The sequence below is a fragment of the Nocardia sp. IFM 10818 genome (assembly GCF_054655275.1).
The window spans coordinates 97,409-120,890 of the sequence record NZ_BAAHJH010000002.1; the positions used below are offsets into that span (position 1 = coordinate 97,409).

General features: G+C 70.3%; 28 protein-coding genes. 24 read left to right on the plus strand and 4 right to left on the minus strand.

Annotated elements, in window-relative coordinates; translation table 11 throughout:
• Positions 1-27: 27 nt before the first annotated feature.
• A complete protein-coding gene (locus ACYQ5L_RS39470) occupies positions 28-336 on the minus strand; it encodes a WhiB family transcriptional regulator (protein ID WP_459963807.1) in 309 nt (102 codons plus the stop codon).
• Between the two features lie 325 nt (positions 337-661).
• Between ACYQ5L_RS39470 and ACYQ5L_RS39475 the strand changes: the two genes are divergently transcribed.
• The 6 genes from ACYQ5L_RS39475 (at position 662) to ACYQ5L_RS39500 (ending at position 4,625) form a co-directional block, all read left to right on the plus strand.
• Positions 662-970 (plus strand): hypothetical protein, encoded by a 309-nt coding sequence (locus ACYQ5L_RS39475; RefSeq protein WP_459963808.1) that lies wholly within the window; start codon positions 662-664, stop codon positions 968-970.
• A gap of 86 nt (positions 971-1,056) precedes the next feature.
• Positions 1,057-2,166 carry a hypothetical protein gene (locus tag ACYQ5L_RS39480; protein ID WP_459963809.1) on the plus strand — a complete coding sequence of 370 codons (1,110 nt, stop codon included), beginning with the start codon at positions 1,057-1,059 and terminating at the stop codon, positions 2,164-2,166.
• A gap of 5 nt (positions 2,167-2,171) precedes the next feature.
• A complete protein-coding gene (locus ACYQ5L_RS39485; RefSeq protein ID WP_459963810.1) occupies positions 2,172-2,561 on the plus strand; it encodes a hypothetical protein in 390 nt (129 codons plus the stop codon).
• A 134-nt stretch (positions 2,562-2,695) separates the two neighbouring features.
• Positions 2,696-3,592 (plus strand): N-6 DNA methylase, encoded by an 897-nt coding sequence (locus ACYQ5L_RS39490; protein ID WP_459963812.1) that lies wholly within the window; start codon positions 2,696-2,698, stop codon positions 3,590-3,592.
• Positions 3,589-4,242, plus strand: a complete 654-nt coding sequence (locus tag ACYQ5L_RS39495; protein ID WP_459963813.1) for a hypothetical protein — start codon at positions 3,589-3,591, stop codon at positions 4,240-4,242. The genes ACYQ5L_RS39490 and ACYQ5L_RS39495 overlap by 4 nt, the downstream gene beginning before the upstream one ends.
• A 47-nt stretch (positions 4,243-4,289) precedes the next feature.
• On the plus strand, positions 4,290-4,625 hold the full coding sequence (locus tag ACYQ5L_RS39500; protein WP_459963815.1) for a hypothetical protein: 336 nt from the start codon (positions 4,290-4,292) through the stop codon (positions 4,623-4,625).
• A 13-nt stretch (positions 4,626-4,638) separates the two neighbouring features.
• Here ACYQ5L_RS39500 and ACYQ5L_RS39505 read toward each other — a convergent pair whose 3' ends face one another.
• Together ACYQ5L_RS39505 and ACYQ5L_RS39510 are read right to left on the minus strand one after the other, a co-directional pair.
• Positions 4,639-5,049 (minus strand): hypothetical protein, encoded by a 411-nt coding sequence (locus ACYQ5L_RS39505; protein WP_459963816.1) that lies wholly within the window; start codon positions 5,047-5,049, stop codon positions 4,639-4,641.
• Entirely contained in the window at positions 5,046-5,276 is a 231-nt protein-coding gene (locus ACYQ5L_RS39510) for a hypothetical protein (protein ID WP_459963817.1), read from the minus strand. The genes ACYQ5L_RS39505 and ACYQ5L_RS39510 overlap by 4 nt, the downstream gene beginning before the upstream one ends.
• A gap of 172 nt (positions 5,277-5,448) precedes the next feature.
• Here ACYQ5L_RS39510 and ACYQ5L_RS39515 point away from each other — a divergent pair, with 172 nt between their 5' ends.
• From ACYQ5L_RS39515 to ACYQ5L_RS39585, 15 genes are all read left to right on the plus strand, one after another.
• A complete protein-coding gene (locus ACYQ5L_RS39515) occupies positions 5,449-6,561 on the plus strand; it encodes an AAA family ATPase (protein WP_459963818.1) in 1,113 nt (370 codons plus the stop codon).
• A gap of 2 nt (positions 6,562-6,563) precedes the next feature.
• A complete protein-coding gene (locus ACYQ5L_RS39520; protein WP_459963904.1) occupies positions 6,564-7,817 on the plus strand; it encodes a vWA domain-containing protein in 1,254 nt (417 codons plus the stop codon).
• On the plus strand, positions 7,814-8,008 hold the full coding sequence (locus tag ACYQ5L_RS39525; RefSeq protein ID WP_459963819.1) for a hypothetical protein: 195 nt from the start codon (positions 7,814-7,816) through the stop codon (positions 8,006-8,008). Before ACYQ5L_RS39520 ends, ACYQ5L_RS39525 begins: the two co-directional genes overlap by 4 nt.
• The gene (locus ACYQ5L_RS39530) at positions 8,005-9,216 is read left to right on the plus strand and encodes a hypothetical protein (RefSeq protein WP_459963820.1); all 1,212 of its coding nucleotides are present in this window, start codon (positions 8,005-8,007) and stop codon (positions 9,214-9,216) included. The genes ACYQ5L_RS39525 and ACYQ5L_RS39530 overlap by 4 nt, the downstream gene beginning before the upstream one ends.
• Before the next feature lie 160 nt (positions 9,217-9,376).
• On the plus strand, positions 9,377-9,679 hold the full coding sequence (locus tag ACYQ5L_RS39535; RefSeq protein ID WP_459963821.1) for a hypothetical protein: 303 nt from the start codon (positions 9,377-9,379) through the stop codon (positions 9,677-9,679).
• Positions 9,679-10,986: an AAA family ATPase gene (locus tag ACYQ5L_RS39540; RefSeq protein ID WP_459963822.1), complete on the plus strand. Its 1,308-nt coding sequence runs from the start codon at positions 9,679-9,681 to the stop codon at positions 10,984-10,986. Before ACYQ5L_RS39535 ends, ACYQ5L_RS39540 begins: the two co-directional genes overlap by 1 nt.
• 210 nt (positions 10,987-11,196) lie before the next feature.
• The gene (locus ACYQ5L_RS39545; protein ID WP_459963823.1) at positions 11,197-11,367 is read left to right on the plus strand and encodes a hypothetical protein; all 171 of its coding nucleotides are present in this window, start codon (positions 11,197-11,199) and stop codon (positions 11,365-11,367) included.
• Positions 11,368-11,628: 261 nt separating this feature from the next.
• A complete protein-coding gene (locus ACYQ5L_RS39550; protein ID WP_459963824.1) occupies positions 11,629-12,075 on the plus strand; it encodes a hypothetical protein in 447 nt (148 codons plus the stop codon).
• Positions 12,072-12,488, plus strand: coding sequence for a hypothetical protein (locus tag ACYQ5L_RS39555; RefSeq protein ID WP_459963825.1), 417 nt, complete (start codon positions 12,072-12,074; stop codon positions 12,486-12,488). The genes ACYQ5L_RS39550 and ACYQ5L_RS39555 overlap by 4 nt, the downstream gene beginning before the upstream one ends.
• On the plus strand, positions 12,485-13,318 hold the full coding sequence (locus ACYQ5L_RS39560) for a hypothetical protein (RefSeq protein ID WP_459963826.1): 834 nt from the start codon (positions 12,485-12,487) through the stop codon (positions 13,316-13,318). Before ACYQ5L_RS39555 ends, ACYQ5L_RS39560 begins: the two co-directional genes overlap by 4 nt.
• 10 nt (positions 13,319-13,328) lie before the next feature.
• Positions 13,329-14,201, plus strand: a complete 873-nt coding sequence (locus ACYQ5L_RS39565; RefSeq protein ID WP_459963827.1) for a deazapurine DNA modification protein DpdA family protein — start codon at positions 13,329-13,331, stop codon at positions 14,199-14,201.
• A gap of 99 nt (positions 14,202-14,300) precedes the next feature.
• Complete coding sequence (locus ACYQ5L_RS39570; RefSeq protein WP_459963828.1) at positions 14,301-15,530, plus strand: WGR domain-containing protein; 1,230 nt, start codon at positions 14,301-14,303, stop codon at positions 15,528-15,530.
• A gap of 81 nt (positions 15,531-15,611) precedes the next feature.
• Positions 15,612-16,268: a hypothetical protein gene (locus ACYQ5L_RS39575; RefSeq protein ID WP_459963829.1), complete on the plus strand. Its 657-nt coding sequence runs from the start codon at positions 15,612-15,614 to the stop codon at positions 16,266-16,268.
• Positions 16,269-16,327: 59 nt separating this feature from the next.
• Positions 16,328-19,261 carry a helicase associated domain-containing protein gene (locus ACYQ5L_RS39580; protein ID WP_459963831.1) on the plus strand — a complete coding sequence of 978 codons (2,934 nt, stop codon included), beginning with the start codon at positions 16,328-16,330 and terminating at the stop codon, positions 19,259-19,261.
• Complete coding sequence (locus ACYQ5L_RS39585; RefSeq protein WP_459963832.1) at positions 19,261-20,292, plus strand: sigma-70 family RNA polymerase sigma factor; 1,032 nt, start codon at positions 19,261-19,263, stop codon at positions 20,290-20,292. The genes ACYQ5L_RS39580 and ACYQ5L_RS39585 overlap by 1 nt, the downstream gene beginning before the upstream one ends.
• Here ACYQ5L_RS39585 and ACYQ5L_RS39590 read toward each other — a convergent pair.
• Entirely contained in the window at positions 20,277-21,029 is a 753-nt protein-coding gene (locus ACYQ5L_RS39590; protein WP_459963833.1) for a hypothetical protein, read from the minus strand. The two genes, ACYQ5L_RS39585 and ACYQ5L_RS39590, sit on opposite strands and share 16 nt — an antisense overlap.
• A 156-nt stretch (positions 21,030-21,185) precedes the next feature.
• On the opposite strand from ACYQ5L_RS39590, the gene ACYQ5L_RS39595 reads away from it, so the two are divergent.
• The 3 genes from ACYQ5L_RS39595 (at position 21,186) to ACYQ5L_RS39605 (ending at position 23,413) form a co-directional block, all read left to right on the plus strand.
• Positions 21,186-21,383 (plus strand): hypothetical protein, encoded by a 198-nt coding sequence (locus tag ACYQ5L_RS39595; RefSeq protein ID WP_459963834.1) that lies wholly within the window; start codon positions 21,186-21,188, stop codon positions 21,381-21,383.
• Positions 21,384-21,647: 264 nt separating this feature from the next.
• Complete coding sequence (locus tag ACYQ5L_RS39600) at positions 21,648-22,442, plus strand: hypothetical protein (RefSeq protein ID WP_459963835.1); 795 nt, start codon at positions 21,648-21,650, stop codon at positions 22,440-22,442.
• 209 nt (positions 22,443-22,651) lie between these two features.
• Entirely contained in the window at positions 22,652-23,413 is a 762-nt protein-coding gene (locus ACYQ5L_RS39605) for a DUF1281 family ferredoxin-like fold protein (protein ID WP_459963836.1), read from the plus strand.
• Positions 23,414-23,482: the final 69 nt, after the last annotated feature.

A 23,482-nucleotide genomic window follows, 5' to 3' on the forward strand; every position in this document is an offset into this window, starting at 1 on the left:
CCGGTCGACCCGGGCGGCCGGCTCGGTTCAGGCGCGCGCGGGCTTGGCGACGACGGGCCGCCCCCACTGGTCGCGCACGATCTTGCCCTGCGCGAACTCGACCGCGCCCCAGACGCCGCTCTGTCCGGTCTGCGCGGCCCACCGGCGGCAGGCGTCCATCAGCGGGCACCCGAAGCAGACCTGACGGGCATAGGAGAAGTCGACGCTGGGAAACGGGAACCACTCCTCGGGATCCTCGCCACGGCACGCGGCCATCCGGAAATCCGGGTCCGTCGAGCGGACCAGCAGAACGTCCAGCGAGATCTGCTCCCGGACGGCAATGACGGTCTTCGCCATGCTCTTCACCTCCTGAGCCGGTGGCACCCAGGACCACGCACGGCGGTAGCCGTTCGAGGGTGTGCTGGGTGCCACCGGCGAGTTGTGGTGCGAAGTGGTCAGCCCCGCACGTGGATTGGACACTTAAAGCATAGGGCCTATAACCTGAAGGTTCAATAGCTGGAGCGAACCTGTCGCGAATCCGGGTGCCGCGGACCGGGAGTGATCACTCAGACGGGAACTGGGACAGCGACGATGTCCGGTCGGTCTTCTACGTTCCACCGCATCAAGACCAGTTCGCCCGGCATCCCGCCCGGACCGGGTCCCCAGAGGAGGTGTGGTCGACATGTCAGCAAAGAAGCTGCCGTGGGTGGTCGAAATCCGCCACGACGGCACGTGGACCTTCCCGGATCCGGTGAACTGCCCGGACATCCCGGTCAAGGACTACCGGCGTCCGATCAAGGCCCGCCAACCCATCAAGACGCTGGGCATGGCGCTGCACCTGGCGAAGCTCGTCAGCCGCAGCGGCGGCTCGGCCACCGTGCTGCAGTATCACCCGGCCACGGCCCAGCACACCGTGTTCTGCCACTACACCCCCTACGAAGTGGCGCTGGCCGAGCTCATCGACCGAGTACGCGGCGGGACGGATCGATGACCTCCCCACCGGCCCGCACCGCGCCGCCCACGACGGCGGGCCGCCGCGACAGCGGCCGCGGCCGCGGCCGCGGAAACGCTCTGAGTGTGACCGAGGCACCGCGCAAGTCGGCCACTGAACTGGAGCGACTCTTCGCCGGCAGCTTCCGCGCCCGCACGACCATCGCCCTCGCCGACGCCCTGGGAACGCTGCCCAAACGCGCCGCCCGGATGCTGCGAACCCCCGACCGGCACCTCGACTGGAACGACGCGCTGCTGTGGCAGGAAGCCGAGCTGCAGGTGACCGCCGAGCGCAGAGACTACGAGCAGGACCCGCGCCATGCCGAAACCGTGGCCCACCTGCATGCCGTGCGGGTGCGGCTCAACGAGTCCCGCATCCTGATCGGCGCCTATCGCCGGGAGGCCGCAGCGCGCACTCTGCCGGTCAGGATCGCGTCCGACGCCCGCGCCACCGCGCGCAAATGGCTCACCGAACTGCACCCGCGCGAGTACAACGCCCTGCTGCGCCAGGTGCTGGTCGCGCGCGGTGTCGACCCGGCGCGTCCCCGGCGTTGCCGTGACGCGTTCGACTTCATCGAGCAGGGCTGCACCGACCGCTGGATCGACGACCCGGTCACCCCCGAGGTGCAGCGGCTGCTGCAGGTCTCCGACGGCCGCTTCCGCCAGCTCGTCGCCCAGGATGCCCAGGACCAGGACACGCCCAACGAGGAATTCGCCCACCCGCTGGTGCTGCGGCGCTGGCACGCCGCTCTGCAGTCGCTCGCGCAGGCCCGGTTCAGGCAGGCACACGCGCGCGGGCCCTACGACCTGGGCCCGGCCCCGAAGTGCCTGCGCACGGCCACGCCCGCTCAAGCGGAGGAGATCTTCGCCGCGCGCCGCTACCTGGCCGCGATGAACCAACGACGTCTCGAATGCCTGAACCTGGTGCGCGAGGCCGTCGCCGAGATCGAGGAACGCCAGCTCGACGATCCTCGCCGCATCGCCTACGCCCAGGCCAAGAAACAGGCCGGCCTGCGGCTGGCCGCCGCCCATCCCGCGCAGTACGAGCTCATCCGCAACGGGCTGCGTCCCTACGAATCCCAGCCGAACGTCATCGACACCTCCCTGCTGCCGAACGGCGACCCTCGTGGCGAACTCAAGAAACGCCTCCTCGCCGCCGCGGCAGCGACCGACACCGGCGAGCACGGCAGGAGATGACCACCATGCCCCACCCCCCGACCCCGGCCTCCACCCCTCCGCCATCCGAGCGCGCCGACCGGTACTTCCTCGCCGGCCCCGTCACCGACCCGCGCACCGCCCTCATCGCGGCAGCGTTGCGCGCCCACGGGGCCTGCGTGACCGAGCCGCAGGAATTCCTGCGCGATCACACGGGAGTGGGCCACCAGATCTGTGTCCGCGCCCAGATCGACGCCCTGCTCGACTGCACCGCCCTTGTGCTGGCCCCAGGGTGGAACAACGACCCGGATGCCGGACGCGCCGTCGGATTGGCCCGTGACCTGGGCATGCCCGTCCACACCAGCGTCGACGGCCGGCTGTTCACGCCCTACCCGCGGGCCGGCCACGCCGGCCCCGGACGGCAACAGGCCGGCTGACATGGCCGGCCGCGCGCAGACCGGACACACACGGATGGCATACATGCAGCAAAGTGTAAAGGGCACTATGCTTAGAGATGTCCATTCCTTGAGCGGGGCTGACCACCTCGCTCCCCACGCAAAGGCGCGTGCCCATGTCCCGTTCCGCGATCGACACAGCCCAACGCATCGCCGAAGCCACCGCCACGACCTGGCATCGGTGCAGCTTCAGCAACAACATCACTATCGCCCTGGGCACCGTCGCTGCCCTCGCCCTCGTCCAGCCGCTCGACGGAGAGAACGGTAAGGACATGGCCCGCAAGATCGGAAAGCTGAGCGACACCGACCTCGCCGCGTTCCTGCGGGAGATCTGGACCCGTGCCTGGCTGGATCAGCCCTACCTGGTGGACGAGGCTCTCACCCTGCACGAATGGCTGGACACCGATGATCTCGACACCGAACTGATGAGCGGTGTCCGCGGCGTGGCGATGGCCGTCCTCAATGCGGGTCTGACGACGTTGACCGGCTACCACGACCCCGACCTGCGTTCCAGTGTCGACGTCCTGGGCGCCGTGCTCACCCAGATGCGCTCCCACGGTGCCCGCCAAGGAATGGGGGAGTACCACACACCCACCGACGTCGCCGACGTGATGGCCAGGATGGTGTTCGGATCCGAACTGCCCGACCCGGGAACCCGTTTCAACGAACCGGCCGGTGGCACCGGCGGCTTGTTCCGCTCCGCCGCGCAGCACATTCGCGATCTTGGAGGCGACCCCGCCGCCTACAGGTGGGTACTGCAGGAACGTGATCGCCTGGCCAGCGCCCTGGCTGCGGTCAACGCCATGCTCTGGGGCCTGGGCACCGACGTGCTCGTCGTGTGCGCCGACACCCTCACCGATCCAGAAGCGCCGGAACGCGCGGCCGCGCGCCGCGCCGCGGTGGTCGAACACCACGACAAACAGGTCGGAATCGCGACCGCGATCGCTGCGACCAGGCGCGCTCTCGCGTTCTTGGATTCGCTGCCCGATCCCTCGATCAAGGAGGCTGCATGACCGGGATCTTCCACCGACTTCTCCGTGCGGTCGGCCACCGCCCGACCCCGGACCGCCCGGTGCTCGCCCTGCCCGCCATCCGCAGCCCGATGCACGTGCTCGCCGAGCAGGTCGACGACTGGGCGCGGGCTGTGCCCGATGTCCGCACCGACGGTCACCCACTGTGGACATCCCTGCACGCCCTGTGCGCGGTCCACGCCAAAGGTGCCGCCACCGAACACGACGCGGTCACCGTCGCTCAGGTACTCCTGTCCGAGTACGAGTACCGACATCCCCTGTGGCGCAGGCTCAGTCGCCGCCATCAGCTCGTGGCCGCGAGTCTCGGCAAATCCTGGACGCCCGAGGCGGCCACCCCCGACCTGCCCACGCACCCCGACCGCAGTGTGCCCATCGAGATCCACGCGCGCCTCGCCGAACCCGAACTGCTGCTCTCGCGGCTTCGGTTCACGCCCTCCGATTCGGTCGAGCTCGCCGGGGCGCCGCTGGCGAAGTCCGGCGACACCATCGCTGATTTCATCGAGGCCACGCTGGACCGCGGCTTCCGACCCGGCGCCGCGTATCCGAGGTGCCGGTCCTGCGGAGACGAGTGGCACGGACTCCCCACCAACACCTGCAGCGCACACGGCGACACGACCCCGGCCGTGTCGTAGGACGACCCCCCGCCGTCCTCGGCATCCCTGGGAGTCAGGAGTGAGGCATGACAACGAATCCCACTGCCGCGCAGCAGCTCCGGGCTGCCGTGGCCGACGCGGCGCAGGCGGGGGACTGGGTGATCGTCGCCCGGTGGCCTCGCCTGGTCCTGCGCTACACCGAGCACCGGCTCGTGTCACCCGCGGAGCGGGAGCGCTGGGATTCCCCGGCCTACAACCGCAGCCTGGACCTGGTGGTCCGCCGCGGGCCGCGTGGTCCGCGCATCCGGCTGACCGTGCGAGCGGCCCCGTGGATCAGGCCGCTGGTCGTGGAGCCGACCCTCGAGCAGACGCTGATCATGCTGTATCTGCCGTCCGTGGTGTGGCCGGTGTTCCACCGGTGAGAGCGGGGCGGGATCAGGGGAGCTCGTCGACCACGAGACGCGGATCCAGTTCCCGCAGCCGGTCTCCCCGGTCGGTCAGGCAGGGGTAGTCGCGACCGACCGCGGCCACCACGACCTGCGCGGCCGACAGCAGCGCGGCCCGAGGCTCCTCCGCCGCGGCCAGTACCGCGCCGACGGCCACGCCACCGGGCTCGTCGAGATCGACGACGACGGTGTTGGGCAGATCCAGCAGGACAGCCAGGACGTCGCGCCGGTCGGCGGGGATGTAGGCGCGGGCCTCGGCCAGCGCGGTGGCGGGCACGATGATCGAATCGCCGGTCTGGACGCACGCGAACCCCACGGCCAACGGCCACGCTGCTTGATGGGCCCACCCGATGATGGCGGCGCGATCGAAACACACACCGCCAGGGAGCTTTTCGCTCATGCCGCGCCGGCGTGCGGCGCCCCGCGGCCCGGCCCGTGCCCGAGCAGTTCGTAGGCCTTCGCGAGCAGTGTGGGGTCGATGGCACCGCCGGCGAGCTGCTCGATCCGTGCGAGCGCCTGATCCCGGTCGGTGGCCGGCGCCGGGCGCGGTGCGGCCTGGGTCAGCGCCGCCGTGAGCCGGCGCGCCACTTCCTCGGGCAGCGACAGCTGAACTTCCCGGTCCGTCATAGCACTCAGGGTAACCGCGGCCGCGACCGTGCGGAACCGCGTCACGACCGTGCTCCGACTCGCTCCCGCGAACGTATAGACCCCTTGTAAGAAAAGGGCTAATGCACTATGCTATAACCATCCATTCAGTGCGGGGCTGACCACCCCGTTCCCCTCCGAAAGAGGTATCGCTGTGCCTGATCTGGGAACGTCGATCACCGTTGTGGACGCATGCGGGCGCGGCCGGGTGCCGCCGCTGCTGAAAAGCCATCCGGGCATGGGCAAGAGCAAAGTGGTCACCAGCTTCGCCGCGCACCACCAACTGCCCTGCGAGATCATCCTGGGCAACATCCGCGACCAGGCCGATATCGGCGGCTACCCGCTGGTGCGCCAGGAGCGCGAGGACTACGTGCTCGTGCCGGGCGCATGGGCGCGCCACCTGGCCGAGGAGGGGCGCGGCGTGGCGTTCTTCGACGAATTGACCACCTGCCCCCCGGCCGTGCAATCGGCGATGCTGACCGTGATCCTCGACCGCACCGTCGGCGACCTCCAGTTGCCGCCGGAGGTGATGATGGTCGCCGGGGCCAACCCCACCGGATCGGCCGCTGGCGGATACGAGCTCGAGCCGCCGATGGCGAACCGGTTCTGCCACGTGGACTTCGCCCCGACCACCGAGGAATGGCTCGATGGCATGGCAACCGACTGGAATGCGCCGCCCCCCTCCCGTGCGGTGAGCGCCACCGACGTGGCCCGCGCGGCGGCCAAAGCCGACGTGCTGGGCTTCGTCCGCGCCAACCCCACCCTGTTGAACGGCTTCGAGCAGGCCAAAGACAAGAGCGGCCCGTGGCCCTCGGCGCGCACCTGGGACATGCTGGCGCGCACGCTGCCGCACCTGAAATCCGACGACACGCCCGCCGTGCACACCCTCGTGTGCGGCCTGGTCGGCACCGGCGTGGGGGAGCAGTTCCTGACCTGGCGCAACGCTCGTGACCTGCCCGATCCCGCGTCGGTGGTGGCGGACCCGTCCTGTTTCGACTGGGCCACCGCCCGCGACGACCGGGTCGCCACGGTGCTGCTCGGCGTCGTGGCGTGGGAGGCCTCACGGGGGACCGTCGAGGCGTGGCGGGAAGCCTGGGGGCCACTGCTGGCCGCTCGTCAGGCCGGGCGGACCACCGCTGCTGCGGCGGCGGCGCGCGCCCTGGGCAAGGCCCGCCCGCCCAGCGCCAATATCCCTGCCCAGGCGAAGAAGGCCTTCCAGCCGGTGCTGGCCAAGGTGTTCGCCGACCAGAGCAAGGACGTGGCATGACCCTGGACGCCGTACGGGTGCCGACCCCCGCCGAACGCGAGGCCTACGAGGAAGCGCTGCTGGTGGCGGGGGAGGTGATGCCCTACTACCTCCACGCCCTGTTCCGGCTGGTTCCGCTCGCCGCCCCCGGCCTGGGCACCTTCGCCGTGGACGAGCATTGGCGGCTCTACATGGACCCGGTGCTGCTCGTCGGTGAGGGGGCCTGGCCCCCGGCGTTGCGCGGCGCGGTGCTGTTGCACGAGGTCAGTCACCTTTTGCGCGATCACGCGGCCCGCGCCGCCGACATCGCACCGCAGCCGGTGTCACCGGTCCTGTGGAACTACGCCGCCGACGCGGAGATCAACCAGGATCTGCTCGCGGCGGGCATCGCATTGCCCGACGGCGCGATCACCCCGGCCGACCCGTTCGGATGTCCGACCGGCTGGCTCGCCGAACAGTACTACCACGCGATCCGGGAGCGCGGCGACCAGTTCGACCTGGGCGACGAACCCCCGTGCGGGTCCGGGGCGGGATGCCCCGCGCACGACTGGGAAGGGGCTCCGGTGGACGGCGCGGAAGGCCTCGATCCGGTCACCGCCGACATCGTGCGCCGCCAGGTCGCCGACGCGGTGATGGCCGCCAACACCAGGGGCCGGGGCAGTGCTCCCGCCGGGATGGTGCGCTGGGCGGGTCAGGTCTTGGCCCCGCCGCAGGTGCCGTGGAACCGGCAGCTGCGCTCGGGTCTGCGCCGCGCCATCGCGAACAAGGCCGGTCACGTCTATCCCACCTACAGCCGCCCCGCGCGTCGCCGGATACCGGGCGTGCTGCTGCCCGCCATGCGCCAACCGGTGGTGCGGGTCTGCGAGGTCGTGGACACCTCCGGGTCGATGAGCACCCACGACCTCCAGACGGCGGTCGCCGAGGTCACTGGTGTCCTCGAGTCGTCCTGCGTCGATCGCGACAACGTGCAGGTGCTGGCCTGCGACGCCGCCAGCACCGCCCCCGCACGGGTCCGTTCGGCCGCCGATATCGAACTGGTCGGCGGCGGCGGCACCGACATGCGGGTGGGCATCGCCGCCGCCGAGGCCGCACGTCCCGCCCCGGACGTGATCGTCGTCCTCACCGACGGCGACACCCCATGGCCGACCGAGCGCACCCGCGCCCACCTGATCTGTGTGATCATCGGCAATCCGCGCGCCGCCGCCCCGCCCGCCTGGGCGACGACCGTGCATGTGCCGTCCACCCGCCCGCGCACCCCGACGCCCGCACGCCGATGACCGCACCGGACCTGGCCGCCTACGCCCTGCACCTGCTGACGGGGACGGGGATCACCGCCGCGCAGGTGCCCGGCCTGGCGCACACCGACCTGGCCACGACCGCCGCCGACGCGCTGCGCGCCGGATGGCGTGCCGCCGATTCGCCGATCCCCGACGTGCCGCCGTCCCCGTACGAGGAGTCCTCGACATGACCAGCGTGGAACTGTTCGACCTGGCCCAACGCCTCTACGCCGAGCGCAGCCACCGCCCGGTGCGCCGCCTGGCCTACAGCGTGTTCACCGCCCGGCCGACGACCCTGGCGATCCGCGCTCGACTGCGCAAGGGCCGCGTCGAGGTCACCGTGGCCGCCGTGGACGGTTCTGCCGAGCGCGCCACCGATCGCGATGCCCTGGCGCTGCTGGCCGCCCACGGAGCCACGATCACCGCCCCGGCGTTCACGACACTGCTCACCGATGACACGGCCACCGTCGCGGTGCTCGAGCTGCTCGCGCGCCGCCACGCCAAAGACGCCGACGAGACGGTCCGCGCCGCCGCCGCCCTGTGCGGCTGGTGGGACGAGCGCGCCGATCACCCCGGCACGGCGGCGGTGGTGCAGCTGGTCACCGCCTCGCGCGCCACGCTCATGCTCGGGACGGCACCGGCCGCCGACGCCAATCCGGCGGCGTGGCGGCGCTGGCTCGGCGTGGCCGACCCCGGGTGTCCCGGCCTGCACGCCTGGGCGGGGCTGCTGTCCACCGCGCCACTGCTGCCCCGGCTCGAGGCGACCCATCACGACGACCAGCGCAGCTACGACCGCGCCCGCGCGCTGGCCGAGGCAGGCGGCGACTGGACCCGCCCCGACACCCCCCTGAGCGCCGCTCTGGGGCTGCGGTCGCGGTGCGACGCCGCCGATATCTGGGAAGCCGCGCTGCTCGACGACCCGTTGTGGCGGCAGCGCGCGGTCTTCAGCGGTCATGTCGTCAGCGGCACCGTCGAGTCGGTCGGCACCCCCGGCGCGCGATCGGTGCTGACGGTCACCTGCGACCGCATCGAGTCGCGGCTGCGGGAAGGGTCCTCGGTCGAGGGGTGGACGGGCGCGCTCGACTCGGTGCCCGACCGGCGCTTCCACGCCGAGGTCCGCGCCACCAGCATCGCGCCCACCGGGCAGCTGGTCCTCGAGCTCACCGGAGTCGGGGGCAAGGCGTCTCCGGCGATCGGGGATCACGTGTGCCTGATCCCCGAACCGCCGAACGTCCACCAGCAGGGCGCGGGCAGGAGCACCCTGTTCCGGCGCTACAACCGCCGGTCGTGGCTGTCCACCGGGCAGGCTCCGCCCCCGCCCAGCCGCAGGGAAGTGCCGCTGGCCCTGCTCATCGCGGCCGCCGACGATGGGGAGGCGGACGCAGACCAGCCGGAGTAGGGGAGAACCGCGCGGCGGCGGAATCACATCACTCGCCGGCCACCGCGCCGCTCCGATTCACTAAATGGATTGTTGAACGAAAATGCCTGATGACATATGATATAGATATCCACCAGTTGGACCTGGCTGACCACCTTGTCCCGCACCAGTGAGGCACCGAATGCCATCTGTATCCGCTGTGCTGCACGCCGTCGCACCCGCTCGCGGTGACAGCGACGGCTACGACTACGGCCTGATCTTCTCTCAGCACGGTCCGGGCTGGGTGGTGGGACCGTACGCCACCGAGGCCGCCGCGCGAGCCGCCGCCGACACCGAACTGCGGCGATACCCCGGCCGTCTCGAGTACGCACTGATGCGGCGCACCCTGGACGGGGAATGGGCCGACTTCCAGGGACGCCGCGCGGAGCCCGCCTGGCACGCCCGCTGGTCGGTTCGCTCTCACGACCGCACCGAGGACGCCTGATGCGCATCCGCGTTCCGCAGTCCACGGCACCGGCCACGCCGCACGCGGCGACGGTTGCCGAACGCGGGCAGGTCATCGCCACCGACGACTCCTGGCCCGGTTCGGAGATCCTCGACGATCCCGCGACCGCACGCGTGTTCTTCCAAGCTCTCAGCGGTGATCGGGTGGTCATAGCCAAGGCACCGCCCGGCGCGGGCAAGACCCGCCTCGTCGTTCTGCTGGCGCTGGCGCTGGCGCACTACGGCGGCCTGCGTGTCGCGGTCGCCGCCCAGACCAAGGCCCAGGCCTGCCAGATCTCGGCGCGGCTGTCCGGGCGCACCTCGCTCGCTTCGCTGCTGTGGAAGAAGAACACCCCGGCACCGGGCAGCGGCACCGTGCCGACCGTCGATACCCAGCGCGCCCGCTGGCCCGCGCGCGGCGGCGGCATCATCGTCGCGGTCGCGGCGCGCTGGCTCTACGCCGACCCCGACCGGCTCGGCGCGGACGTGCTCATCGTGGACGAGGCCTGGCAGATGACCTACGCCGACCTCGGCGCGCTCGGCGCGCTCGCCGGGCAGATCGTGGCCGTCGGCGACCCCGGCCAGATCGACCCCGTGGTCACCGGCAACACCCGCCGCTGGGCGGGCAACCCGACCGCCCCCCACCTGCCCGCACCGCAGGCCATGCTCGCCGCCTATCCCACCGCCGTGCACAGCCTGCACCTCCCGCACACCTGGCGGCTCGGTGCCGAGACCACCGCATTGATCCAGCCGATCTTCTACGCCGATCTGCCGTTCACCTCGCGCCGCCCACCCGAGTGCCTGCTCGACGCCTCCGGCGCGGTCCTCCCGGAACTGACCCAGCGTCCGTTGCGGGCCGTGGAAGGCCCCACCGATCCGGTGCTGCTCGACGAGTGCGCACAGCGGGTGCGGGAGCTGCTGGGATGCCGCCACCGCGACAGCGATGGTGTGATCCGGCCGCTGACCGGCGAGGACATCACGGTCGTCGTGCCACACGTGGCCCAGGCCGCCACCGTGCGGGCCGCCCTGGCAGACGAGCCGGACGTCCTGGTGGGTACCGCCAACAGTCTCCAGGGTCTCGAACGCGCGGCGTCCGTCGTGCTGCATCCGCTCGCGGGATATCGCAGCGCCGAACCGTTCGCCCTCGAACCCGGTCGTGTCTGCGTCGGCCTGTCGCGTCACCGCACCCACGCCACGGTCATCCACGACGCCGCCACTCCCGACATTCTGCGGTGCGCCGACACCACACCCGAGGTGACTCTCAACGCGCACCTGCTCGACGCGGTGACAGCGCTTCCCCGGGCTTGACCTCGACAACCCCCCGAGCCGGCGGCCCTCACCCGCCGGCGTTCATTCGTGCGCGGACACCGCACCGCCGCGGTCGTGTGCCGCCGTCCGTCGCGCGTTCCGCGCACCACCACGTCAAGCACCCTTGAAACAAAAAGTACAAGGCATTATGCTGTAAGTATCCAATCATTCGGGCGGGCCGACCACCCGCCCCGACATTCGGGAGTCCCTGTGAACACCAGCATCCCGCCGCTCTCGACCCGCGATCCGCGCCCCTCCTGCGGGCACGAGGAATGCACCACCTGGTGCAGCCCCGGCCTCGGCTACGTGACCGACTGCCTGTGGGCGAGCGTGCCGGTCGAACCCGCGACCACCCGCCACCCGTCCCCGCTCGCAGCCTGACCTCGCGTGCGGCGGCACGGGATCGACCCCGGTCTCCCGTGCCGCTGCGCAACCACACGGCAAGGAGCCCGCGTGCCCGACGCGCACATCGTCACCCGACCCAGGTCCTCCGCCCGCCCACGCAATCCCTGGCTCATCACGATCTGGGCCAGCTCGGGCCTATCGAGATCGTTGTACCAAAAGTCATAAAGCACTAAGATAAAACCATCCAGTCCGTTGGCGGGGCTGACCACCCCGCCACCTGCAGAAATGAGCAACCGAGTGACTGCTGATGTTCCCGTGGTGATGTCGTTCGCCCGCTATTTCGGCAGCAAGACCAGGCTGCATGGGGACGGCTACCTCGTCGTTCCCTGTCCCGGCTTCGATCACATCCGCTGCCACGACTGCCTGTACGCCTCGATCTGCGGTTCCGCCGAGCGCCGCTACGCCCTCGTCGACCTGCGGAACCCGGCCCGCGAACTGCGGCACGTGCGCGAGGAGAGCTTCACCGTCCATCCGGTCGACTGGCCTCGCGACGCGGTGCCCGTCGAGATCCGCGGATTCCGCTACATGGTCTCCGACATCGAGGAAGCCCCGGGCATGCCCGGCCTGTACACCGTGCGGTTCCACACCGCCGAGGGTCCCGTCGCCACCAGCCACACCCTCCTCGACGCGCGCACCCTGCGTCAGTACCGCGAACACCGCGCCCGGAATCGGCCGATCGCATGAGCCCCGCCGCCTATCAGGACCGACCCGCGCCCCGCCCGCCCGCCCGCTTCGGGTGTGTGGTGTCGGTGCCACTGCCCGACGTCGGATCGGAATGGATCCGCTACTGCCGCAACCTCTCCGACATCCTGCTCGGGCTGGTCCCGCTGAGCATCGAGGAGACCAGCCGCTGGCCGGCCGACCGCGTCGACCGCGAACGCCGGGCGGCCGTGGCGGTGATCGCGACCCACGGCGACGACCTCCTGTTCGACGGACCCGACCGCGGTGCCTGCCTCAACGCACTCGCCCGCGCCTTCGCACTCGGCGCCCGCGCCGAGGGCGGCATGACCGCCTTCGGCATACATGCCTGCCTCAACCCCCACATCGGATGCCCTGGCCACAATGCCGTGCCGGATCCCGACGCCGCGGCCCCGTGACCACCGCGCCCGTCGACCGGTCCCGGTGCCACCACACACGGCACGCCTGGATCCGTTGTGTCGTCGAAGACCACGCCTACCTGTACACCCTCGCCGGACTCGGCCTCACCCTCGCCGAGATCGCCGACCGACTTGTGGCCACCCACCTGCGTGAACTGGCCGCCGCGACCGACCCGGCCGCCGTCGCGGCGGCCGTCGACGCCACATTGCGCCGCCGCCCGGAGCTACTGACCGACGGCCCCGCCCGGGACCAGGCGATTCGGCACCGCACACAACAGCTGCACGACTTGCTCGACCAGGCCGGCCAAGCATATGCGCGGGGCGAGTACTGCCTCGCCCATCACCATCTCACCGCGATCGAGTTCGTCGACCCGCGCGTCGATCTCACCGCCTTCCGCGCCGCGCTCCACCACCGACTCACCGCCGCCGGGGACCCTCTCGGCGCGGCCGACCCGCTCGCGGCGATCGCCCGCCACATCGGCGCGGGCACTGTGTGGCGGCCGGTGTCGGGTGCCGCGCGCATGCTCAGGCACCGCACCACCGCAGGGGAGGACCTGACCCTCTACGACGGCGACGATCCGCCCCCGGGATGTGAGCCGTATCCCGGCCGCATCGTCGGGCGGGGCTTGCTCGGTGCCGACCGCGACCGCCTCAACCCCGCCTACAGGCCCTATCTCACCGTCACCGCCGCCAAGACCGACACCGCCCGCGCCGCAGCCACCAAGTTCCGCCACCGGCTCGTCAAACGCTATCGCGACTGGCAGGAGGCCCAACCGGCCTCACCCCCGAGAGGAGCCGTTCACATGACCCGGACCGGATCCGCCGGATAGGCCCGGACGCATGAGTGGCCCGCGGTTCTATCTGGGCAGCAATAATCCGGCCTGGCTCGCCCGTGCCGGCGTGCCCCTGTGTATCTCCGACGTCCGTCTCGAGCGACGGGTGCGCCTGCCCCGCGCTGTGGCGCCGTGGATGCTGGACTCCGGCGCGTTCAGCCGGCTGCAGTACAGCGGCCGCTGGACGATCACCGCCGCCGAATACGCCGATCGGGTGCGCCGCTACCGCGACACGATCGGCCTGCTGGCCGTCGTGTCCCCGATGGACGAGATGTGCGAGCGCCCGGTCATCTACGGCGGCACCTACGACGGGCAGACCTTCGTCGGAACCCGCCAGTTCATCGATCCACGCGGCCGTCTGTCCTACGACGAGCTGGTCGCGGTGCACCAGCACCGGACCGTCGAGAATCTCTGCGAACTGCGCGCGATCGCCCCGGACCTCGACTTCATTCCCGTACTGCAAGGGTTCACCCTGGCGCAGTATCTGCGCTGTATCGACTTCTACCGTCAGGCCGGCATCGACCTGACACGGGAACCGCTGGTCGGTCTCGGGTCGATCTGCCGCCGCCAGAACACCGCCGAGATCCACCGCATCGTGTGGGCGGTGCGGGCCCGTGGCGTGCATCGGCTACACGGATACGGAATCAAGATCGTCGGTTTGCGTCGGTACGGGCACCTGCTCACCTCGGCGGACTCGGTGTCGTGGAGTCTGCACCTGCGCAGGAAGGGCCGCCCCGTCTGCGGGCAACCGCATCCGCGCGGCGCCAAGACCTGTACGAACTGCCTGCCTGCGGCGTTGGACTGGTACCACGCCCGCATTGCCGAATTGTCCACCGCCACACCGGAATTGGCGTACTGGGATGAGCCCTTCACTGGCTGACACAACTATTGCATGATAAGTCATTAAGCATTATGCTGTAACTATCCACTCGTTCGGTGGGGCTGACCACCCCGCCGCTCATTCGGAAGAGGCGTAACCATGGGCGAAAAGGCCATGCTCGTGAAGACCGAGGCCGGCGCGAACAGCAACAAGTTCTACGAGGTGACCCTCAACGACGACGGCACGGTGCTGACCCGCTGGGGCCGTGTGGGAGTCACAAAGGGCCAGCAGAAGACCCTGACCGGTGGACACGCCGCTTTCGAAGCAGCGATCCGGGCCAAGCAGCGTCGCGGCTACAAGCGGGTTCAGGACGGATCCAGCGCCGACGCGCCGCTGTCGGCGGGCTCGCTGCGCGACATCGCCAGCCGCGAACTGGCTGGAAACGACCCGGTCACCGGGGAACTGGTGCGCACCCTCGCCGACCTCAACCGCCACCACATCCAAACCACCTCCGGTGGCCTGATCACCGCCACGCGCGGTGGCGGCATGGAAACCGCCCTTGGACCGGTGACCGCGACGGCCATCGCGGACGCGCGCGCCGAACTGCAGGCCGCCGCCCGTGGCAACCTTCGCGCCGTCGACCAGTACCTGATGCTGGTGCCGCAGAAGATGCCCCGTCAGGCCGGATGGCAAGCCCAGTTCACCGACCCGGGGTTCATCGCGGACCAGGTCGAATTCCTCAACCAACTCGACGCGGCGATCACCGTCGGCGCAGGCGACGCCCGCGTTCAGTTCCGGCACACCCTGCGCCACCTCGACGACAACGGCGCAAAGGTCGATGCCTTGCGCGGGTACTACCAGCGTGGCATCAACCACGCCCACCCCGCTGCGCGGCTGCGCCTGCACCGGGCATGGGAACTCGCCGACACCACCGGCGCGGACGACTGGAACACCCGAGCAGAAACGCTGGGCAATGTCCGGTGGTTCTGGCACGGCAGCCGGACCTTCAACGTCTTGAGCATCCTGCACAAGGGCCTGTACGTCCCGCCCCGCACCGGCAGCACGGCGGTGATCACCGGCCGGATGTTCGGTGACGGCATCTACGTCAGCGACCAGTCGACCAAGGCGCTGAACTACAGCTACGGCACCTGGTCCGGGGCACGAGACGAACGCTGCTTCCTGTTCGACGCCCAGGTGGCGCTCGGCAAGGAACTGCGGACGACCCCCGCCGATCGCAACCACGACGTGGTGGCCCGCTTCTGCGACCCGCGTAACGGCTTCAACTCGCTGTCGGTGCGCGCCGGAACCTGCGGTGTCATCAACAACGAAACGATCGTCCCGGACGCCGCGCAGGTTCGTCTGCGGTATCTGCTCGAGTTCCGTCGCTGACCGTGCGTGCTCGGGGGCGGGCCTCCGTCCCCGAGCACCGGCCGATCAGCCCGAATCCGTTCCAGGAAAGGAGATTCCGCGATGGCGAGCCAAGCCACGGGCCGTGTACCGACCTCCGAACTGGCGGATGTGCTGGGCTCCGCCCTGCCTTTCGCTTTCACCGGTGTCGGCCGCCCGGATCTCGCACTGATCCAGTTGCACGCCAGCGAGGGGGAACTCATCGCCGTCGGATGCGACCTCCCGGTCATGGCGGCTGTGCGCACCACCCTCTACGAGGGCGACACCTTCACTGCCACTCTCGGACTGCGCGCGGTGCGCGCCTACCTCAAAGGGGCGGCGGTACGCGAGAACCGTCGCGATCACACCACCCTCACCCTCGATGCCGGGCAGCTCACCCTGGCGATGACCCATGCGGACCCGGTGGCCGGCCACGTCTACACCGACCAGCTGCCGGACTGGCGAACGCTGCTCGACCGGGTCATCGGCGAGGTACGCGCGGCCCCCGCACAGCGGGCGCAGCCGGTGGTCGTCGACCCCGCCCTGCTCGCACGGTTCGCCAAGGTCAGCTCCCATTTCGGCCGCGGCGCAATGGTCTGGCAGCAGGCGGCACGCGGCACGAACCTGATACGGATCGGCGACGCGGTGCAGGCGATCGTGCAACCCATGCTGCCGCGCGGTGACGACAACCCGGTCGTCCCCTGGTGGCCGGCCATCCTCGCCGGGAAATCGCAGCCCTGAGACGTCCGGGTGATGCCCTACCGTCACAGCCCCATCGACGTCCGAAAGGAGGAACGCCCGTGACAGCCCTCGCACCGGTGACCGGCCGCCGACCGCACCCCCACCAGGGGGAAGCCGTCGACGCCCTGGTCACGACGCTGCGTGCTAACGGCCGCGCCCAGCTGACGATGGCGTGCGGCACCGGCAAGACCCTGATCGGCCGGTGGCTGGCCGAACGGATGCACAGCCGCCTCACACTGGTGGTGGTCCCGTCCCTGTCACTGGTCGCGCAGACGCTGCAGGAGTGGCGATCGGCGACCGGATGGGATTTCGTCGCATTGATCACCTGCTCGGATCCCAGCACCGCCGCCGGAACCGCCGAACGCGCCGCCGGCGACGACCAGGACGTGGCCGACTCCTTCTGGGCCTCCCAATACGCCAAGGTGACCCGCAGTCCCGACATCGTCGAAGCAGTGCTCGAGGAACCCCGGGACCAGCCGGTGGTGATCTTCTCGACCTATCACTCGGTCGGGATTGTCGCGGCCGCTGCCCGCACCGTCTCCGCGTCGTTCGACCTGCTGATCGCCGACGAGGCCCATCATCTCGCCGGCCGTCCCTCCCGTGGCTTCCGCGAGACCTTCCGGGTCCCGGCCGCCGCCCGAGTCTTCATGACCGCCACCCAGGTCGTCCTCGCCGCCCGGGACGTCACCGCCGGTGCGGCCCCCGCGCAGGACACATTCTCGATGAGCGACGAATCGGTGTTCGGACCGGTCGCGACCTGCCTGGACTTCGCCGACGCCATCGAGCGCGACCTGCTCGCCGACTACGACGTCCTGATCTACGAAAGCCCGGGGGACACCACCCCCGACCCGGTCACGGCCCTCCTCACCGCCGCCGCCGAAGGGCTGAACAGCGTGCTGAGCTTCCACGGCCGCGTCGCCAAGGCCCGGGCGTTCGCGGCGGCCGTCGACGGCCTGCGCCTGCCCGACGGTCGCACCGTCGTGGCGCGCAGCGTGGCCGGCGTGGACCCGACCGCGCAGCGCGCCGCGGCGCTGGCTTTGCTGGCCACGCCACCGGCTGGGCAGCTGATCGTGGTCAGCAGCGCGCGCTGCCTTGCCGAAGGTGTCGACATCCCCGCCGTCGACGGCGTGTTGTTCGCCGACCCCCGCAACGGCGACGTCGACATCGTCCAGGCCGTCGGTCGCGCGCTGCGGAAAGCCCCGGGCAAGCAGCGCGGCACCGTGCTGATCCCGGTCTGTGTGCCCGCCGGCCTCGACGACGACACCGTCCTGTCCACCGGATCCTTCGCGGCGGCCTGGCGGATCCTGCGCGGCCTGCGCGCGATGGACCGTCGGCTCGCCGTCGAGATGGACGCGGTCGCCCGGCGCCCGGAACGCGACCGCGCCACCGCCGACCTCACCCGGATCCGGTTCCAGGTGCTCTCGGGTCCCGACCGTGCGGCCCTGATCGCCCGCACCGTCGACGCGACCACCACCGTGTGGGACCGCAAACTGGCCGAACTCGAACTCTTCGCCGCGGCCCACGGCCACACCCGCCCTGGCCGCGGCTCCGACCTGGGTCGGTGGTGCGAGCGTCAGCGCCTCGCCTACCGCCGCAAGATGCTGGAACCGCTGCGGGTCCACCGCCTGATGGCCGTCCCCGGCTGGACATGGAACGCCACCGACGAGCGCTGGGCCCTCCAACTCGCCCAGATCGCCGCACTCGCCGCCGACCGAGGCGGCCTGGATCTCGACGCGCCCGAGGTCGCCCGCACACGCCTCGCCGGGGCCGAGGCCCACACGGGGATCACCACGGTCGGCCGATGGTGCGCGCTGCAACGCATACTGGCCCGTCAGGGTGAGCTCGACGAGTGGCGCACCCGTCAACTGGACGCGGTTTCCGGGTGGTCGTGGCAGATCATCCCGGGCACCGACGCCGACCATGTGGACGCGCTGCGGGAGTTCGTCGCGTGGGAGAAACACGCCAACGTCCCTGCCGACCACCGCGAGGACGGGTATGCGCTGGGCGGATGGCTCAACCAGCTCCGCCGCCAGCACGCCACCCAGCGCCTGGCGCAGCCGGTGATCGACGAGGTCGAAGTGGCGTGTGCCCGCGCCGCCGCCGGTGGAGCGTTGCGCTGGTACCACGACGAAACGCTGTGGCTGCTCGGAGTCGAAGCGTTGCGCCAATTCGCCACCCGCACCGGGCACTGCCGCGTCCCGTACCACCACCTCGAGTTCCTGCCCGACCACGAGGTGAACTTGTCGGTCTGGTGCACCCGTCAACGGTTTCTGCACCGGCACGGCACGCTCGCGGACAGCCGCACCCGGATTCTGGAGGCGATTCCGGGCTGGCAGTGGGAACACCCGCCGGCCCCGCGGCAGATCCGCGACATCGGCGAGACACCGCACGGCACCCGCACCGGCTACGTGAAGGGCTGCCACTGCCACGACTGCACCGCCGCCAACCGGGCCGACCATGCCGCCCGCGCGCGCCGGGCCGCGGCGGGCGAGCCGACGACCGACCTCGTCGAGGCGGGTCGTACCCGCGCCCGACTGCGCCTGCTCCACGGTCGTGGCGCGTCGATCAATCTTCTGGCCCAGGCCTGCCACCTGAACAAGAAAGCCGTCACCGGACTGATCTCCGGCGAGACCAGGCGGGTCCTGCCGTCGACCGAGCAGACCGTCCTCGCCCTGCGCCTGGATGACGTATGGAAGGCCGCGCCCCCGAACACCAAGATCCCCGCCGGACCGACCTGGCTGCTGCTGGACGACATGATCGACCGCGGCTGGCCCAAATCGTGGCTCGCCCGCGAACTCGGCTTCGCCGCCGCCTTGCAACTGCAACGCGACTGGGTGACCGCCCGCAATGCCGCCCGGGTCCGCGAACTCGACCAGCGCCTCGGCCGCCGTCGACCACCCAGCTACCGTCCCTTGCCTGCTCTCGACGCTCTGCTCGCCGCGGAAACCACCGACCCCCAGTTAGATCGACACCCACGGACGGAGTGTGCGTGATGAGCGACCGGACCACCCGCGCGGCACGCGCCGTGCCTATCGGGCACCAGGCCTGCGCCGACCCCGGACATCGCCTCCGGCACGTCGGTGCGCCGATCGCCCGCCCCAACCGCACGGCGCTGGCGGAACCCGGGGGCGGCTGGGCCGACGCCGATCGTGTCGCCCTGTGGAACCGGTGGCGTCCGACGCTGACCGCCGCGCAGGAAGTCGAGCTCGGACAGGCCATCGAGGCCGGCCTGTACGCCCGGCATCTGCTCGAGAACGGGCGCTGGCCGGACAAGTTCACCCGCGCGGACCTCGCCGCCGCCGCCGACGCGGGAAAGCTCGCGTTCGACCGTTTCGTCGAGCACAACCTCGGGCTGGCCCGGCTGTGGGCCAAGCATCAATACTGGGCCATCAGGCTCGGACTGATCACCTCCGAGGACCTCGTCACCGAGGGAATACTCGGGGTGATCCGCGCCGTGCACAAATGGGACTACACCCGCGGCTACAAGTTCTCCACCTACGCCTCGTGGTGGGTCCGCAACTTCCAGCAGCGCGCCATCATCGGCGCGAGCCTCACCAAACTGCCCGAGGACGCCACCGAACGATTGCGTCGGGTCGCCGCCGCACAGTCGGAGCTCCGATCACGGCTGGGCCGCACCCCCAGCGCAGCTGAACTGTCCGAGGAACTGCGGATCCCGCAGCGCACCCTGCTGGCACTGCTGGACATGCTGGCACCGGTCGCCTCCCTCGACGCGGTCATCGGCCACGATGGCGACCGTCGCCCCGTCACCCTCGGCGATCATCTGGGCGACCGTCGGTCCGGGCAGTCGCCGGCCGAGGACGCGTCAGCGGAACTGGTCGAACTCCTGGACACCCTCACCGCGCGCGAACGCGAGGTCGTCTCCCGGTTGTACGGTCTCGATGGCGTCCGCCCGGCGACCATCGACCAGATCGCCCACGAGCGCGGACTCTCCCCGGTCGCCGTGCAACGCGTCGTCGATCGTGCCATGGAGCACCTGCGCCGGGCCGCTCACGCCGCCGACTGAACCGCCGGAACCTGCGCCGCCGCGGCATCCTCGGCGCGGATTTCCCGCAGACCGCGCTCGATGGTCCGTGCACTGGTGCCCATCCGTCTGCCGAACGTCGCGGCGCTGTCCTGGCCGGGACGGAACTCGGCGCGGATCAGTTCGCGCCAGTGCGCCCGACGGTCCGCGCCGCTGGACTCCCGGGTTCGGACACAATCGCAGGGAGCCCCGGCCGGGTCGTCGATGGCCTCCTCGTCCCACGCGAACGGCATCACCCCACCAAGGCTCCGTCCGATGCCGTGCGCTCGTTTCGATCCACCCCCTCCCGTCGTCAGTTCCAGGCGCGTGAACAGCGCGGCCATCGCGCGATAGAGGTCGGGGGTCACCGTATCGGTTCCCGGGTCGGCCTCCCACAGGCGCCGGCCTCCGACGGTGCGCAAATGGTCGCGCGGCACCTGCAGTTCCGCGGCGATCCGCGTGGGCGTGAACCCGAAGGTCATCAGGGCCAGCATCCTGCGGATCGTGCCGTGGGCGGGCACCACCATCGCGAGCACCGCCGCCTCCGTCGTCGGATCACCGATCACAGCGGCTCCGCGGTGGTGGGCGAGAGCGATGTCGGGGCCGCCCCAGGCCGCGATCACGACCGCGAGATGGTTGCGGACCCGCTCGGCGGATGCCACCTCCTCACCCGCGGTCATCGAAGCTCCGGCCGGCGGGGAACCCTGCTCGGCCAGCGCAAACGCATGCTGTCCGGTCATGGGACGGACGGTAGGTCAGTGACCGGACGCCACCGACGCCGGTTTTCCCGCGACGGAACCATCGCAAAAAACTGCCACAAAAAGGCAATAGGCATTATGCTGTAAAGAATCCATCATGCGCGGGGCTGACCACCCCTCGAACCGCGGAGGCCCCCCATGCCCTCACTCAACTCCTACGGCCTGGACGCGCACACCATCACCGTGGGCGCCCACCTGTACCTTGAGGCCGCCGTCCCGGTGACCGTGATCGGGATCAGCGAGGGCTGGATCTCCTACGTTCCGGGCCACCACCGCCTCGAGGTCTGCGTATCCGACGCGCTGGCACCCTCACCCGCTCCCGGCATCGTCACCTAGACCACGCCCAGTCCCCCTCACAAGCACCGTGCCAACGCCAGGATCCGACGACTGCCGTCGCCGAATCACCGTCCGCCATTAGGTGCGCTGTGGCTGTTGACCTCGTCCTACGCGGCCTGGCCACCTCGCTGGGGCCGCCGCGGGCGGTGGTCGGATCGGCGAGCCGGCGGACCAGTGCACGAGGAAAGCCCCCACCCGGCCCGTCCGCATGTCCCGACTGGCGCGCCTGACCACCGCGCCAGACCTTCCTCGGAGGAGTTCCTGATGGAACGCGCCCCTCACCGCACGACCGTGCCCAGACTCATCGACCTGCTCTGCGGGCCCCACCAGCACAGCGCCCAATTCCGTTGGCCGACAACCGGCCAAGGCCTCAGTTCGATCTTCGAGCAGTGTCGGGACTGCGAGCGAACAAGCCAGGGCCGCCATGTCGAGTTCGGAGAGAACATTCTCGATCGCGTTCTGCCCGATCTCGACGCAGCCACCTACGCGCGGGCCCTCGCCTCCCACGAAGCCGGCCATGCCACGGTCGCCGCCCTCACCGGCCATCCGGTACTCGAAGTCTCCGTCCGCGCACGCCATGACACGTCCCGCGATGGCCTCGCCGGCGAAACCACCCTGGGCGAGTTCTCCGTGGCCGGTGAGGACCACCTCGCGATGCTGTGGGCAGGAAACCAAGCCATGCTGCGCTGGCTCGCCACCACCGACCACAACACTGCGGCCAACCGAGTCGATATCAATTACGGCGCCAAGCATGATCTCGCCGCGATCGAGCGGATTACCCAGCCGCACCGCGTTGCGATCGTTACGGGTCGCAGGCTCGCTGACGAATATCTCGACAAGCATTGGGGCGCAGTACAAGCCATCACCAACGAAGTAAGCGAGAACTACAGGATCTCGGGCGCGAGCGTCCACGAGCTCGTCACCCACCCGACGAGGGCGTCGAGTCGAGTCGAGTCGCCGCCGGCGACCGTCGTGCCGCTTGAGCGCGGTCGGACTCACACGCGAAAGGCCGCGCCCTCACACCAGTCGACCCAGCGACAGCGGCGGCACCGCCGCTGAATCACCAGCGCACCCGGCCCACACGGGTTCCGCTCGCCGCGGATATCCTGCTGACCTTTCGGCGTGCGCGGCTGTTACGTTGCCTGCCACATCCGGACCTGGCCCCTAAATTGTTGATACATCATTGAAAAAGGCATCTAAGGGCATTATGCTATAAGCATCCATTCTTTCTGGGGCTGACCACCCCGGACGCAGCGAGGGGAGCGAGGATGCCCAACTGGTGCCACAACACCTTGACCGTACTGGGCGCGTGCGCGGACGATGTGGCCGTATTCGTCGCGGCTGCGCAGCCCGCCCGCGCCGCCGCCCGCGCCGCCTACCCGCCGGACAGCGACATCCCGTTCGACCAATTCCTCATCGAGTACCGGCAGGCGCAGCCTCTGCTGTTCGCGGCCTTGGTACCCGAACCTTCGCCACAAAAGTACGCGGACCGCGACAAGGCCACCGCAACCACCTGCCGCCGGTGCGCTGGCCGCGGCAAGCGCCCGGTCACAGACGCAATCACCGAACCGGCAGGCAAGGTCAAACCGGGTTCCGCGCCGGAACCGACGAACCCTCCGCACCCGACCTGCGAATCTTGCCGGGGCACCGGACGCGTCGTCGAAGCCGGAGACGGCGCCCGGTTCCGGTGGCGCCTGCAGAACTGGGGCTGCAAATGGGAGCCGCAATTCACGATGACCCACGGTGTGCTGAAGCGAGACGAGCGCGCTGACCTCGCCGCCAGCAGCGAAGCTCGCGGCCTCACCCTCGCTGGTGCCGCCGCCGTCTACCGATTCGAGACGCCGTGGTCACCGCCGATCCCGTTCGTCGCACACGCGGCCGCGCAGTTTCCCGCCCTGGACTTCCTGCTGACCTTCGGCGAACCCGGCTGCGACTTCGCCGGACGCACTCGATTCCGAGGCGGCGCGATGATCGAGGACGAAACGCTCGACGTCGCTGACGTGCTCCCTGCCGAAGACCTCTGGTTCTGAAGATCACTTCCAGCACAACTGCTTTCGGGCCACACCCGAGCCTGTCACTTGCTGACGCGCGCGAACAAC